Annotated in this window: 14 protein-coding genes; 7 read left to right on the forward strand and 7 right to left on the reverse strand. The window is 64.3% G+C overall.

Going from position 1 to position 13,444, the window contains the following annotated elements:
- Positions 1 to 58 precede the first annotated feature (58 nt).
- The 4 genes from B3Z70_RS04675 (at position 59) to B3Z70_RS04690 (ending at position 3,400) form a co-directional block, all read left to right on the forward strand.
- The gene (locus tag B3Z70_RS04675; RefSeq protein ID WP_066551075.1) at positions 59 to 832 is read left to right on the forward strand and encodes an exodeoxyribonuclease III; all 774 of its coding nucleotides are present in this window, start codon (positions 59 to 61) and stop codon (positions 830 to 832) included.
- A 1-nt stretch (position 833) separates the two neighbouring features.
- The gene (locus B3Z70_RS04680) at positions 834 to 2,039 is read left to right on the forward strand and encodes a DUF6880 family protein (protein ID WP_112862300.1); all 1,206 of its coding nucleotides are present in this window, start codon (positions 834 to 836) and stop codon (positions 2,037 to 2,039) included.
- A gap of 36 nt (positions 2,040 to 2,075) precedes the next feature.
- Complete coding sequence (locus B3Z70_RS04685) at positions 2,076 to 2,645, forward strand: alpha-ketoglutarate-dependent dioxygenase AlkB (protein WP_066551069.1); 570 nt, start codon at positions 2,076 to 2,078, stop codon at positions 2,643 to 2,645.
- Between the two features lie 185 nt (positions 2,646 to 2,830).
- Entirely contained in the window at positions 2,831 to 3,400 is a 570-nt protein-coding gene (locus B3Z70_RS04690; protein ID WP_066551067.1) for a TetR/AcrR family transcriptional regulator, read from the forward strand.
- A 66-nt stretch (positions 3,401 to 3,466) separates the two neighbouring features.
- On the opposite strand, the gene B3Z70_RS04695 is transcribed toward B3Z70_RS04690, so the two are convergent.
- The 5 genes from B3Z70_RS04695 to B3Z70_RS04715 form a co-directional block, all read right to left on the reverse strand.
- Positions 3,467 to 4,093 (reverse strand): tyrosine-type recombinase/integrase, encoded by a 627-nt coding sequence (locus B3Z70_RS04695; RefSeq protein ID WP_292044787.1) that lies wholly within the window; start codon positions 4,091 to 4,093, stop codon positions 3,467 to 3,469.
- 102 nt (positions 4,094 to 4,195) lie between these two features.
- Positions 4,196 to 5,269, reverse strand: coding sequence for an alpha/beta hydrolase (locus B3Z70_RS17185; protein ID WP_349679877.1), 1,074 nt, complete (start codon positions 5,267 to 5,269; stop codon positions 4,196 to 4,198).
- A gap of 76 nt (positions 5,270 to 5,345) precedes the next feature.
- Positions 5,346 to 6,140 carry a hypothetical protein gene (locus B3Z70_RS04705; protein ID WP_292044790.1) on the reverse strand — a complete coding sequence of 265 codons (795 nt, stop codon included), beginning with the start codon at positions 6,138 to 6,140 and terminating at the stop codon, positions 5,346 to 5,348.
- A 59-nt stretch (positions 6,141 to 6,199) separates the two neighbouring features.
- The gene (locus B3Z70_RS04710) at positions 6,200 to 6,820 is read right to left on the reverse strand and encodes a methyltransferase family protein (RefSeq protein WP_292044791.1); all 621 of its coding nucleotides are present in this window, start codon (positions 6,818 to 6,820) and stop codon (positions 6,200 to 6,202) included.
- A 139-nt stretch (positions 6,821 to 6,959) separates the two neighbouring features.
- Positions 6,960 to 7,586, reverse strand: a complete 627-nt coding sequence (locus tag B3Z70_RS04715) for a tyrosine-type recombinase/integrase (protein ID WP_292044793.1) — start codon at positions 7,584 to 7,586, stop codon at positions 6,960 to 6,962.
- Positions 7,587 to 8,328: 742 nt separating this feature from the next.
- Between B3Z70_RS04715 and B3Z70_RS04720 the strand changes: the two genes are divergently transcribed.
- The 3 genes from B3Z70_RS04720 (at position 8,329) to B3Z70_RS04730 (ending at position 12,009) form a co-directional block, all read left to right on the forward strand.
- Entirely contained in the window at positions 8,329 to 9,306 is a 978-nt protein-coding gene (locus B3Z70_RS04720; protein ID WP_292044795.1) for a glycosyltransferase, read from the forward strand.
- 73 nt (positions 9,307 to 9,379) lie between these two features.
- Entirely contained in the window at positions 9,380 to 9,751 is a 372-nt protein-coding gene (locus B3Z70_RS04725) for a sensory rhodopsin transducer (protein WP_292044797.1), read from the forward strand.
- Between the two features lie 173 nt (positions 9,752 to 9,924).
- Positions 9,925 to 12,009, forward strand: coding sequence for a glycoside hydrolase family 65 protein (locus B3Z70_RS04730; RefSeq protein ID WP_292044799.1), 2,085 nt, complete (start codon positions 9,925 to 9,927; stop codon positions 12,007 to 12,009).
- Between the two features lie 89 nt (positions 12,010 to 12,098).
- Here B3Z70_RS04730 and B3Z70_RS17240 read toward each other — a convergent pair whose 3' ends face one another.
- Positions 12,099 to 12,320 (reverse strand): DUF6894 family protein, encoded by a 222-nt coding sequence (locus B3Z70_RS17240; protein WP_409514363.1) that lies wholly within the window; start codon positions 12,318 to 12,320, stop codon positions 12,099 to 12,101.
- Between the two features lies 1 nt (position 12,321).
- Complete coding sequence (locus B3Z70_RS04735; protein WP_292044801.1) at positions 12,322 to 13,050, reverse strand: Crp/Fnr family transcriptional regulator; 729 nt, start codon at positions 13,048 to 13,050, stop codon at positions 12,322 to 12,324.
- Between the last annotated feature and the right edge of the window lie 394 nt (positions 13,051 to 13,444).

Genomic DNA, 13,444 nt, shown 5'->3' on the forward strand with positions numbered 1-13,444 from the left:
ACCCGGACGGCGTCGAATGGATTAGCAGCCTGAACGACATGAACGGCGCGGGTACGGGATGAGGATCGCCACCTTCAACATCAACGGCGTCAACACCCGGCTGCCGACGCTGCTGCGCTGGCTGGCGGAAGCCCGTCCGGACGTGGTCTGCCTGCAGGAGTTGAAGGCGTCCCAGGCGCAATTTCCCGCCGCCGCCCTGAAGGCGGCCGGCTACGACGCCGCCTGGGTCGGCGAGGGACGCTGGAACGGCGTCGCCCTGTTGTCGCGCATCGGCGCGCCGGTGGTGACGCGGCGGGCGCTGCCCGGCGATCCGGCCGACGCTCAGGCCCGCTACATCGAGGCGGCGGTGGCCGGAGTGCTGATCGGCGGCCTCTATCTGCCGAACGGCAACCCGCAACCGGGGCCGAAGTTCGACTACAAGCTGGCCTGGTTCGAGCGGCTGATCGGCCACGCCGCGACCCTGGTGGACAGCGGCGCGCCCGTGGTGCTGGCCGGCGATTTCAACGTCGTGCCCACCGAGGCCGACATCTACAACAGCCGCTCCTGGAAGAAGGACGCCCTGCTACAGCCCGAGAGCCGCGCCGCCTGGGCCCGGCTGGTCGGCCAGGGATGGACCGATGCGCTGTTGGAGCGCTTCCCGCATCAACCGCCCTGGACCTTCTGGCAGTATTTCCGCCAGGCCTGGGAGCGCGACGCCGGCCTGCGCATCGACCACCTGCTGCTCAGCCCAGCGCTGGCCGGGCGGCTGGCGGACGCCGGCGTCGATCGCCATGTGCGCGGCTGGGACAAGGCGAGCGACCACGCGCCGGCCTGGATCGAACTGGAAGGATGAGATGGCGCGACGGCCGACGGCCCCGACCCGCCTGAACGCGGCCAATCTGACTAGGCTCGGCGCGCCGCGCCTGGCGGAGCTGCTGGCCGAGGCGAGCGTCGGCGACGCCAACCTGAAGCGCCGGCTGCGGCTGGAGTTGGCGGCCGAGGCCGGGCCGGACCGGCTGGCGGCGGAGATCGACAAGCGCATCGCTGCGCTCGCGGCGGCGCGCGTCCGCGTCTCCTGGCGCAAGCGCGGGGAGCTGATCCGGGACCTTGAGGCGCACCGCCGCATGATCGTGGACCGGCTGGCGCCGGCCGATGCGCGCGCCGCCTTCGCCAGCCTGCTGGCCTGGTTCGACCTGTTCCGCGGCTTGACGGCGCGCGTGCAGGACCCGCGTGGCGAACTGGTGTTCGCCTTCGAGGACGCGGCGCCCGACCTCTGGACGCTGGCGGGCGCGCCCGCCGGCGAAGATCCGGCCGCGCTCGACGCCCTGGCCGAGGCGGTTGGCCGCCATCCGCAGGACTACGCTCGCTGGATCGGCGCCGCCGACGACGCCCTGACGCCGGAGTTCGCCCGTCGCCTGCTGGCCGCCCTGCCGTCCGCCGTCCGGAGCGCCCGGCCGGCGCGCGGCGCGATCCGGCGGCTGGCGGACCGGGCCGGCGACCTGGACCTGTGGCTGTCGTTGGCGACCCCCGAGGAGAAGGGCGCGCCCGACTTCGCCGCCGGCGCGGCCCGCCGGCTGCTGGCGGCGGGGCGGATCGGCGAGGCGCGCGCCGCGCTCGAGACCGCGCTTCGGCCCTCGCCGTCGAACCGTCGCTGGACTTTCGGCCGCAATCCCACCGCCGGACGGCCCGCGCTGACGCCGGCCTGGGAGTTGGCTTCGATCGACGTGCAGGAGGCCGAAGGAAACCGGCAGGAGGCCCAGGACCTGCGCTGGGCGATGTTCGAACGCGACCTGTCGCCTCAGCCCTTGCGCGACTACCTGGCCCGCCTGCCGGACTTCGACGATGTCGAGGCGCTGGACCGCGCCTTCGCCCAAGCGGCGGCTTCGGACGACTTCGGCGCGGCTCTCGGCTTCTTGATGGACTGGCCCGCCCACCGCGAGGCGGCGGCCATGGTTCTGGAACGTCGGCGGGAGGCCCAGCGGCCTTGGCCGCGCAAGGCGGAATGGGCGGCCCGCCTGCTCCAGCGCTATCCCGAGGCGGCGGAGGCGCTGGGTGGATGAGGCGGCGCCGGCGGCGGTGTGATGCGTTGTCCTCCCATGACCAGCCCTCAGGCCGATCTGTTCGGAGGTCCGCCGCTCGAGCCGACGGGCCTGCGCTACGTCGGGGCGATGGTCGACGAAGCCGAGCGGGATCGTTTGACGGACGCCTTCGCCGTTCTGCCGTTCGCGCCCTTCGCGTTCCACGGCTGGCTGGGGGCGCGCCGCGTGGTCTCCTTCGGCTGGCGCTACGACTTCAGCCGCGCCCGCCTGGACGAGGCGGCGCCCCTGCCCGCCTTCCTGGAGCCCTTGCGCGACCGCGCCGCCGCCTTCGCCGGCGTTCCGGCGGCGGCGATCGTCCAGACCCTGGTCACCGAGTACCAGGCCGGAGCCGGCATCGGCTGGCATAGGGACCGTCCGCAATACGACAAGGTCGTCGGCGTCTCCCTCGGCGCGCCCTGCCGCCTGCGCTTCCGGCGGCGGACGCCGGATGGGTGGGAGCGCCGCCATCTCGATCTCGCGCCAGGCTCGGCCTACCTCCTCGACGGCCCGGCCAGGGCCGACTGGGAACACGGCATCACGCCGATGACGGCGCTGCGCTACTCGGTGACGTTCCGGACCTTGCGGTAAGTCGCACTCCGCTGATGAGGCCAGACCGAGTCCGCCACCCGCACGTTCGCCGCTCAGCTGCTCTTCAGCGCCAGGAGCGGTCATTCACTCAACGCCGGAAACCGGACCTCAGCAACACACCTTGTTGAGCGTCCGCTCTCGACCCGTTGCGGACATAGTTAGATCAGTTCCGCTATAGATGGCTTATGACCACCACCACTCCAACGCGGGATGCCGAAGCTACCCGACACGCGATCCTTCGGGCTGCGCTGGACCTCTTCGCTGAGGAGGGTTTCGAGGCAGTCGGAGTCCGCTCTATTGGAGCGCGCGCGGGCGTCGATTCTTCGCTGATCAGCCGATACTTCGGTGGAAAGGACGAGCTTTTCGTCGAAGTGATCAAATCTGGGAGCGTGAACTGGCAGCGTCGCTGGGGAGATCGTGAGAGCTTCGCTGAGCGCGTGACGGATGATGTTCTGGCGGCTCCAAATGGCGGAAGGGTGCTGCGCGACTTGCTCGTTCTGATGCGCTCCGCTGGATCAGATAAGGCCAAACGCCTCATCGATGAAGCGTTGGGTCACCAAGGCTTTCGCGACCTTGAAGCATGGATCGGGGGCGAGGACGCAGATGTCCGTGCGCGCCTGCTTATGGGCTTTCTCGCCGGTATGGCCATCACCCGCGATCTGAACAGTAAGTTTGACCTCAGTCACGAACGCGCCGTCGTAATGCGCGAGCAACTCCGTTCAGCGGTTGCTGCCTTCCTCATGCCAGCGACTTGAGAACGCCAGTCCGCTTTCCACCCTTAGCGGACGAACGCCGGGTCCGCTGAGCGGACCCGGTCGATGTCAGAGATCGATCTGCTCAGAGAGCTCCAAGGCGTCGTCAACTTCGATGCCAAGGTAGCGTACGGTGCTCTCCAGCTTGCGGTGACCGAGAAGCAGCTGGCATGCGCGCAGGTTGCCGGTCTTCTTGTAGACGAGTGAGACCTTCGTGCGCCTGAGGCTATGGGTGCCGTAAGCCGCGGGCTCCAGATCTATCAAACGGATCCATTGATCGACCAGTCTCGCGTACTGTCGCGTGCCGATATGGCAGCCGGCATGGTTTCGGCTCGGAAACAGCCAGTCGTCGTCACGCTGTCCTCGGAGTTCCAACCAGGCTCCAATCGCGTGGCGGGCTGGCTCTGTGATCTCGAAGGGAACCGGTCGTCCGGTCTTCTGCTGGATGACGGTGGATCGAAGCCTAAGTGAGCCGCCAGGCGCGACGTCACTGACGCGGAGCTTCACCAGATCACAGGCTCTGAGCTTTGCATCCAGTGCACAGTTAAACATCGCAAGGTCGCGTACGCGCTTGGCGACCTTGAGTTGCTGTCGGATCGCCCAGATGCGCTTGGGTTTCAGCGGAGCCTTGGGACCGATGAGACGGCCCGCGTTCCAAGGCCGACGAGGGATGATGAAAAGGTCAGACTGGCGCATGGCCAACCTCCCACGGATGGCCTCCCTGCCTCGGCCGATTGTACTGCTGTTCCGTCAGGCCTGCGCCAGCAGCGGACCCTGGAAACTCGGGGTAAAGCAGACCTACGGCACAGGGTCGGACCGACCAGTCAAGTGCCACCTGACGGCGTGAGGGAAGCGTTCTCTCCACAACATCTGGCTGTGTCCTGCGATTCCCACGTCGAGGCGCACCGCGTCAGCTGACCCTTCCAAGGCTTCGGCGGCGTCTACAGTGCTCTGGTGAAAATCCGGTTCATACACGCCAGCCGTGAGATAGATCGAGCCATATCCCGATCCTCGCGCCCGACGATCGGGCCGGCTACCGAACGACATGGCGATCACACCCCGAAATACGTCGGGATTGACCATCGCGGTATTCAAAGCCCATGCCGCACCGTCGGAGAAGCCTGCGAGGATTCTTTCCGACGGCACCCTCGAGGCGCCCAGACGCTCTGCGAGCGGCATCACCTCGCTCAGCAGAAAGCGCTCGTGTGCGAGATAGACCTCGTCGTCCCAGCCCGCGAGATATTCCTTATGGCGTCGGTTTGGGTCTGACGCCTCCCCCTCCTCGAGCAGGGGCCCGCTCCAGAGGCTGACGATCATCGTCGGTGGAACCTCTCCGGATTCAATGCGGGGCTTCAGAACCGAAGCGAAGGGCGGAACGCTTTCCCCGTCTGCCAGGGCGATGACCGGCATGGGGCCGTCGCTTCGCGGACGGTAGATGAAGAGACCCCGACGCTGCCTCAAAGCCGATGATTGCATCACGTGCTGGACCAGCTCTCCCTCTTCGAGCTCCAGCTCAGCAGGCGGCGGAGGGGCCTCGGGACCCCGCCATTCATCCGGAGCGCCTGTAGCGGCCGGTAGAAGCCAGACATCCAGCATCGCCCGGTCCAGGTCAGGCATCCTTACGGCGAGCGACCAAAGGTCAGGTGCGCCTTCGGCGGGGTTCATAGGAGTCTGGATGGAACAGCAAAGCCTCGGCCGCTCGCTCCGGCGGGCCACGACATGGAAGACATCCCGCTCAGCCCAGAACGCCTGATGACCATCCGCCAGCCTGAACTCGATCTCGGATTTCGTAAGGTCTGAAGGGAGTTCGCAGGCCGGGACCTCAGCTATGCGCCAGAAGCGGTCATTCGCCGGCTGCCGCAAACACGACATTCAGTGTGATCGAAAGTCGTAATTCCAGCTGACAGCCCATGACGGTTCCCGACCCATTGCGGACCCCACCCCTAAGTCACGGGTTTGCCGGATGGCCTGAGGAGGGACGATCGCCGGGTTTTTGGGGAAGCAGCAGGATCAAGGCCAGAATGACCACGGCAAGAAGCCCGGACGCGAGCGGGCGACTGAACGCCAGACCCCCGTGGTCCAGAGGTTTGTCCAGGAAGTCGCCCACCACGGCCCCGAGCGGTCGCGTAAGGATGAAGGCAGCCCAGAACAACAGAACCCGGTTGATGCGCGTCCAAACTGCCAGGGCAGCCACAATGGCCAAGAGACTGCCGAAAAGAACGGCGGCGCCGAGATATCCGAACCCGCCGGTGTCTGCTGTCCAGTCGCCAAGCGCGGTGCCGAGAGTCTGCGACAGCGTGATGGTCAGCCAATAGAAGAGCTCGACCTTTGGCTCCGAGACATGATCGGAGGACACGGATCCCAACGTCAGCTTCCAAGCCAACAGCGAAGCCAGAACCGCCGACAGCAGCAACGCTGAGCCGCCAGTGTAGCCGATCCCCAACGAGCGAGTGGCGTAATCCGCCAGGGTGGTTCCCGCCGTCGTCGAAGCGATTATCGTCGCCCAGTAGAGCAAAGGATGAAACCGCTTTGCGCGCACCTGAAGAATAACGAGCGCAATCAGGACCGCTGCGAAGATTGCGGTGCCCGTCAAATATCCCAGCTTCATCGTCATACTGACGGTGTCGCCGCCGGTTTCACCGAGCGTGGTCGCAAGGATTTTGATGACCCAAAAGCCCAGAGTGACGGCGGGCACCTTCGAAAGGGCGTCGCTGGGCGTGGTGAGCTTGCCGGCATCAGTCATCGTTACGCTCCATCGATCAGCGGACGATTTACTCAGATGTCGGCGACATTACGTCGCACCTAGGGAAGCGTGAACATCGCGTGGACCCAACCGACGTCCTGCGCATGCTCGAGGGCTTCGAACACAGGTATCACGAGAAGGAAGGCCAAGCCGTCCCTAAGGGTGGTCAGGAAGAGAGTCGGTCGGATTTCCAGGGTGTCCTGGTCGCGCCACCTGCTGAAGTTAGGCCAGAAGCGAGGCGTCCTCGCCATGTAGGCTTCGTATTCGTTTCCGAAGGTGGTCCTCAACCAATCCTCCTCACGTCTCACCGTCGCGTAGAAGACGACGAACGCGATGATCACGAACAGGCACGCCATCAGGACGGACCCGGTTTGCGCCCCCATCCCAAAGGCGCCGATGAAGCTGAAGACGTAGAGCGGATTCCGACTGATCGAATAAGGTCCTCGGTCCACGATCTCCGCCTTCTTTCGCCCACCGATATAAAGCGAGCACCAGGACCGTCCGACGATACAGATGAGGATGAGAGCCAGACCGAAGGCTTCGAACCCTTCATGAAACCCCTCGGCGTCGCTTGCCGTATGTGTGATCGCAGCGAAAGCGCAGACACCGATTATGCAGGCTGTAAGCACAGCCTTGCGTATCAACTGGACACGTCGGAGATGATCTGGATCGGCGGCCATATTGATACCCTCAAGGCTGATGATCCGCGTTACGCGGGCTTCAAGCTAGGGTCTAGAGGCCGCGTGGCGCAACGTCCGCTAACCACCCTAAGCAGACTTTTGGGCAGTCCGCTCTCCAAAGAACTGCCCGAAAGCCGGCTTAGAGGTCGATCTGTTCCGATATCTCCAAAGCGTCATCGACTTCGATGCCGAGGTATCTAACGGTGCTTTCCAGCTTTCCGTGACCGAGCAGAAGCTGACACGCGCGCAGATTTCCGGTCTTTTTGTAAATTAACGCTACCTTTGTCCGTCGCAGGCTGTGGGTCCCATACGCACTTGGGTTTAGGTCGATCATTCTTACCCAAGTATCGACCAGCCGAGCATACTGGCGCGTGCCTATGTGCGCGCCCTCTTTGCTACGGCTGGGAAACAGCCAGTCGTCGCGTCGGCACCCCCGGCGCTCCAGCCAATGCGCTAGCGCCTCCCTCGCGGCCTCAGTTATCTCGAACGGGACCGGGCGACCTGTCTTTTGCTGAATGATGGTCGAGCGCTGGCGAATGGCTCCGCCTTGAGCGATATCCGCTAGCCGAAGCTTCACCAGATCACAGCCTCGGAGCTTCGCGTCCAGCGCGATGTTGAACATCGCCAGATCCCGGACCGATCCAACCGATTTGAGATGCTGTCGGATTGCCCAGATGTGCTTAGGCTTGAGTGGAGCCTTGGTTCCAGTCATCCGACCAGCATTCCAGGGCTTACGAGGTCGACAAAAAAGATCGGGCTGGCTCATGGCCACCTCCCACGATCAACGCCCCCTCCTCACCATACGCTTCAGACAGCGCTGATGCGCCAGTAGCGGACGGTGGCAGCGCACCGAAGTGCGGACCTACGCAAATGCCTCAAACTTTGAGTCATCTCGAAGATGACAGCGCGGTGTTTCTGTCAATGGCTAAGCAAGGCTAAGAAGCAGCCGATTGCAAGCAGGCCCAGAAGGACGGTTCTGTGTCGTCGACGACGGGCCGCCTGGGCGAGGCTGCGACGAAGCTGTTCACGCTGTTCCGGACGGGAGCGGCTCATGGGACAGGCACCATGGCCGGTACAAACCACTTCGCAGAGGTGGGTTTCAAAGGTGCGGTTTGCGACGCAGCGCCGTATTCAAGCGGGCTTTTGCTCGTCTCCGGAACAGAGAGCCTCGCACGGCTTTGGCCTATAGAACCTAGCTCGGATCAGCCATGCGCGTTCTATTTACCACTTTCGAGGGGGGCGGCCACGTTCCCGCACCTCTTCTAGCGGCTGCGGCGCTGAGGGATCTCGGTCACGACGTGCTCATCGTAAGCGACTCGTGCAACGCTCCGGCGGCGGAGGCCAAATCGCTTCCCTTCAAATCGTGGCGACGGGCTCCGGATCGGGGCGCTCTCGGCGCGGCGTCAGGTGGGCTGAGCGATTGGAAAACGCGTTGGCCGCCCGCTGTCATCAGGCGCATTTGCGTCGATGTGGCGACGGGCCCAGCGGCCGCGTACGCCCAAGATACGTTGGAGTTCGCAGCCGAATTCGAACCTGATGTGATCGTTTCGAACGAGCTGCTGTTCGGGGTGATGATGGCGGCCGAGAAGCGCGGGACGCCGCTGGCGCTTCTGACGGCGAACCTGTGGTGCTTTCCGACGCGGGAGGATGTCCCGCCCTTCGGCCCGGGCTATACGCTGGCGAAGTCGCAGTCTGACCTCGTCCGCGACGCCGTCACTAGAAAGCTCATCCGGAAATTCTTTGATGCCGGCCTGCCTGATTTGAACGCCGCACGCGCGCTGGTCGGGCTTCCGCCTCTACTTCACACGCTTGACCAGCTAGACGTTGCGCGCCGCATCCTGATCGGAGCTTCCGCTGCGTTCGACTTTGATGTCGCTGAGTCGTCAGGGCGTTACGCCTATTGCGGCCCGCTTTTCGAAACGCCGAACTGGGCGGACGGCACGGCTGAGATGCCTGACAACGGCCGACCGAACGTCCTGATTTCGTTCGGCACCACCTTCCAAGACCAGAAGTCGGTGTTGATCAGGACGATGGCTGCGGTCGAGACCCTACCGATCAATGTTATCGTCACGCTTGGACCGGCGCTGGCTGACGCGAAAATGCCGCAAATCGCCAATGTGCGCGTCCTGGCCCAGGCCTCGCACGACGACATCGTGCCCCAATGTGCGGCCGTCATCTGCCATGGCGGGCATGGAACGGTTCTTCGACCTCTAAAGCATGGCGTGCCGTTGGTCGTGATGCCGATGGGGCGTGATCACGCCGACAACGGCGCGAGGCTGGAATGGCTGGGCGCCGGCGTTCGACTTTCTGAACGCGCTTCGTCATGCCAGATCAAACGCGCCTTGGTTCAGGTGCTGGACGACGCACGATATCGCGAGAATGCGCAGCGCTTCGCGAAGCGCCTGTCGGATTGCGACGTCAGTTCGAGACGCGCCGCCGACTGGATCGCATCGCTCGTGCGAACCGACCAGGCTTTGGCTGCTTGAGCGGGCAGGTCCCGCGACATCACCCGGCGATGGCGCCGCCGGGCATAGGCCACCGAAACAGGGACAGCTTCCTATGAGTGAGATCGGAAAACGGGTGTGGGTGATCGCGGAGGGCTATATTCCGAGCAAGAGCACGGGCCCAAGCCCGGCGATGATCAGCCATGAAACGGCTTGCATCCTCAATCCAGGCGACGCGTCGACCGAGGTGGAGATCACGCTCTTCTTCGAGGATCGCGAACCGGTCGGCCCTTATAAGCTGACGGTCGAGGGCCGGCGGACCAGACATGTTCGCTTCAATGATCTGCAGGATCCTGAACGTGTGCCCCGCGATACGGACTATGCGAGCGTCATTCGCTCACAGCACCCGATCGTCGTCCAGCATACGCGCTTGGATTCGCGACAAGCGGAGAACACAGTCATGACGACTATCGCTTACAGCGAATAAGGGGCGGATCCGCGCATTTGGAAAGCGAGTTTTGTCTCACCTTGGGCTGAATAAGGTGACAACCGAACGGCTGAAAGCAGACATAGGAAACTGCGGGCCGGCTTCGAGATTTGATCCTCTCACTCTCAGTGAGCCGCGCAGATCATAGACGTCGAGGTCGAAACGAGACTTATATGACGAACGACGAAAATGTCCCGGGCTGGCGACCGATCAGCCCGCCCGAGGAAGCCGGGGCGAGAAACGGTGCGCTCCCCGCCTACGTGGCCAACGGCCTGATCGGTTTGCGCGTGCGGGAAATGGCGCTCTCGCCGGGCATGACGATCGTCAACGGCGTCGTCGGCCAGGATCCTGAACGCCGCATAGAGGCGGGCGTCCCTGTCCCCTATCCGCTGGAAGCCGACATCTGCATCAACGGCGTCTGGCTGTCGGACCAGCCTTGGTGCGTCAGCGACTTAAGGCAGGCCTATGATTTTGCGACCGCTGAACTGACCAGCCGCTGGCGCGCGCGGATGAGCGACGTTAGCGCCGAGATCGAGGTCGTCACCTTCGCCAGCCGCACTGCGCCGGCCGTCGTCATGCAGGAGGTCACCGTGCGGCCCGATGCGCCGTGCGAAATCCGCCTGCGCGCCAGGACCTCGACCGCCGATGTCAGAGGGCGGGTCGTGCGGCGTCGGACGGACACGCCCGGAGATACGGACCCCGCTTGCGACGGCTCCCTGCTGTGGTCGACAGAGGGCGACCTGTCGACCTGCGGGATTGCGCTGTGGACCGACACGGATCCGGCCGCCGAGCGCGAAGTGACACGCTGGGATGCGTCGGGACCGCTGCAAACCACCTACGATCTGGGCCAGATCGGCAAAGGCGGTGCGCGTCTGCGGCAGATGGCGGCCCTTGTTCCCTCGCTGATCCATGCGCGACCCGACGAAGAGGCCGTACGTCGGGTGGCGCGCGCTGCGCAGACCGGGTTCGAGATCCTTCGCATCCGCAACCGCGACGCCTGGCGTGAGCTATGGCGTGGCCGGATCGTCGTGACGGGCGCCGATCCAGCGCATCAGGCCTTAATCGATGCGGCCTTCTTCTATCTGAACAGCTCCGTCCACCCCACCTCGCCGGCCGCGACCTCGATCTTCGGCCTGGCCGCGTGGCGGGACTATTCCTACTATTTCGGCCACGTCATGTGGGACATCGACGCCTTCTGTGTGCCGCCCCTGATCCTGAGCCAACCCGACGCCGCGCGCGCCTTGCTCGACTTCCGCTCGCGCGGTCTCGCGGCGGCCGCATCGAACGCGCGTCTGTCCGGCCGTCAAGGATTGCAGTTCCCGTGGGAGGCGGCCCCCTTGTCCGGCCAAGAAGCGACGCCAGGCGGCGGGTCGGGGGCGGCGCATGAGGATCATGGGACGCTGCATGTGGCGCGCGCGTTCAGCCTGTTCGCCGACGCCACAGGCGATGAGGCCTTCCTGCGGGAAAAGGCCTGGCCCGTGCTTGAAGGCGTCGCAGACTGGATCGTCAGTCGATTGAGCCTGACAGAGCGCGGCTATGAGCTAATGCGCGCTACAGGACCGGCTGAGGTCCCAAGCCCGCCGGACAATGACGCATTCACCTTGATGTTGGCCGACGATGTTCTGTCGCGGGCGATAGGCGCTGCGGAGGTGCTTGGACGACCGCCCCATGCGGCGTGGCGTGCCATTCGTCAGACCCTGTATCTGCCGCTACGTTCAGACGGAGCGATTGCGGCGCACGACGGCTTCCGCATCGATGAACCCAAGGGCGCCACCCCATCGCCCTTGGCCGGACTGTTCCCGGGCGGTTATCAAGCCAATCCGGAGACGATGCGCCGAACTCTCGATCTCTATCTGGCCCACTGGCGGGACTATGTCGGGGCGCCGATGTTTCCCGCCCTCTACGCGACGTGGGCCGCCTTGGCCGGCGACCGCGCCTTGGCCCTTCAACTGTTCGAGGCTGGATACGCCGCCTATGACGCCGGCCGTTTCCATCAATGTCTCGAGTATCGACCGGACCATCCCGACAGCGAAACGGCGGCCGGTCCGTTCTTCGCCAATCTGGCGGGCATGTTGATGGGGCTTGTCTACGGATTGACGGGGCTGGAAGCGCGCGGCGCGCCAGAGACATGGCCGAGACGGGTGGCGATCTTGCCGGCGGGATGGGACGCGATCACCGTTGAGCGCATCTGGCTGGGCGATCGAAGGGCGCGGCTGCATGTCGAGCACGGAAAGCCAGCCGCAATCACATGGCTTTGACTGCGAAGCCGGTGCACACGCCCTCGGCCGACGACGCCATCGCTAATGGCGGCGACCCGAGCGTTGATGAGCGATCCTCACACGGACGTTTAATCTCGTCTGTAGGCCAAGGTCCCAGCGAACACCGTCGCTCCCGCGTTATTCCTGACCGAAATCTCATACGTCTCCTCGCCCTCATTATGGGACTCCGAGAACATTTCGCCCAGCGCCTTTCGCGCTAGACGGCGCGCGCTGTTGTCGGACGGACAGTCGATGCCGACACCGTCGCGGCGGGCGCCGCTGGGATCGACCGTATCGAAAAAATATCGCATCTCAGACCTGGGCGTTTGGCTTGGTGCCTCCAAGGTGCAGGTAGCTGGGCTCGAAGCCCGCGAACTCGGCGAGGCGATCAAAGTTCGGAATTTCTACGAACCGCCCCTCTGTGCGGATCAGATCGGCGCCGCGCAACGTCATCAGCGTCCGGTTGATGTGCACTGGGCTCATGGAGGTGATGTCGGCGAGTTGCGCCTGCGTCAGCGGCAGGTCCAAGCCCGCTTCATCGGCGAAACCGACAGCGCGGAGCCGGAAATGGAGCTCGCAGATCAGATGCGCCAGGCGTTGATCCGCGGGGCGCTGGCCGATGTTCACCAGCCACTCGCGCAGGGTGGCCTCGTCCACCAGCCTCGCCCAGTTGAGCGCCAGGTTGATCCTCGGATTGTCTGTCAGGGCATTGATACGAGCCGGAGAGATTTGCGCGACCCTGGCGTCCGTCAGAACGCCGATCCCATGATCCATCTCGGTCAGGATCTGCACATGCAGATCACACGTGTCGCCTGGAACGAGGATCGCCATGACCTGACGCTGACCGTCCTCCAGCATCTTGTAGCGACAGCCCCAGCCCTCAAGCACCACGTGCACGTTTCGGGGGACTTCGCCCTGCGACGAGATATCCTCTCCTGCCTTAAAAGTGCAGACATCCAGCACGGCGTCGCGGAGATCGATCCGATCTTGATCGGTCAGATCGGCGCCATACTCGAGCTTGCGGATGAAGGGGTCGATCATGGTGTTCGCCTCATCTGTCCGCCCTCACCCTAAACTTAGCGGGCTTCATTTGCACAGCCGCAAAGCCCTACGAACACGGGTCGCCAAAAATGCTCGCCGCTAACCTGCGTTAGAGAAGCGCAGGCGTCGCTGCGTCATTCTCGGGGAATGGCGCTGTTCTCCGGTCCGAAAATCCGCCGTGCACGGTTATCGAACAACCGCTTCGATCGGCTACTCGCCTGGATCTCTGTGTTCGCGTGCGCTGTGGTGACGACCCTGCTTGTGGTCCTGTCCCTGCCGCATCTGACGGGCTGAGTGAGGTCTTGCGCTTCGCCAGCGGCTTGTCCGCTTTGCAGTCGCCGAACCGGATCCGATCTTCGGCCCGGCCCACCGACCGATATTGGACACAGGAAAC

Source organism: Brevundimonas sp. UBA6550, assembly GCF_002434505.1.
GTDB lineage: Bacteria > Pseudomonadota > Alphaproteobacteria > Caulobacterales > Caulobacteraceae > Brevundimonas.

Coding starts and splice junctions, on each gene's coding strand:
- B3Z70_RS17240 (WP_409514363.1), bottom strand. CDS start 12,320: ATGCGATATTTTTTCGATACGGTCGATCCCAGCGGCGCCCGCCGCGAC.
- B3Z70_RS04715 (WP_292044793.1), bottom strand. CDS start 7,586: ATGAGCCAGCCCGATCTTTTTTGTCGACCTCGTAAGCCCTGGAATGCT.
- B3Z70_RS04680 (WP_112862300.1), top strand. CDS start 834: ATGGCGCGACGGCCGACGGCCCCGACCCGCCTGAACGCGGCCAATCTG.
- B3Z70_RS04685 (WP_066551069.1), top strand. CDS start 2,076: ATGACCAGCCCTCAGGCCGATCTGTTCGGAGGTCCGCCGCTCGAGCCG.
- B3Z70_RS04690 (WP_066551067.1), top strand. CDS start 2,831: ATGACCACCACCACTCCAACGCGGGATGCCGAAGCTACCCGACACGCG.
- B3Z70_RS04730 (WP_292044799.1), top strand. CDS start 9,925: ATGACGAACGACGAAAATGTCCCGGGCTGGCGACCGATCAGCCCGCCC.
- B3Z70_RS17185 (WP_349679877.1), bottom strand. CDS start 5,269: ATGTCGTGTTTGCGGCAGCCGGCGAATGACCGCTTCTGGCGCATAGCT.
- B3Z70_RS04725 (WP_292044797.1), top strand. CDS start 9,380: ATGAGTGAGATCGGAAAACGGGTGTGGGTGATCGCGGAGGGCTATATT.
- B3Z70_RS04705 (WP_292044790.1), bottom strand. CDS start 6,140: ATGACTGATGCCGGCAAGCTCACCACGCCCAGCGACGCCCTTTCGAAG.
- B3Z70_RS04675 (WP_066551075.1), top strand. CDS start 59: ATGAGGATCGCCACCTTCAACATCAACGGCGTCAACACCCGGCTGCCG.
- B3Z70_RS04710 (WP_292044791.1), bottom strand. CDS start 6,820: ATGGCCGCCGATCCAGATCATCTCCGACGTGTCCAGTTGATACGCAAG.
- B3Z70_RS04735 (WP_292044801.1), bottom strand. CDS start 13,050: ATGATCGACCCCTTCATCCGCAAGCTCGAGTATGGCGCCGATCTGACC.
- B3Z70_RS04695 (WP_292044787.1), bottom strand. CDS start 4,093: ATGCGCCAGTCTGACCTTTTCATCATCCCTCGTCGGCCTTGGAACGCG.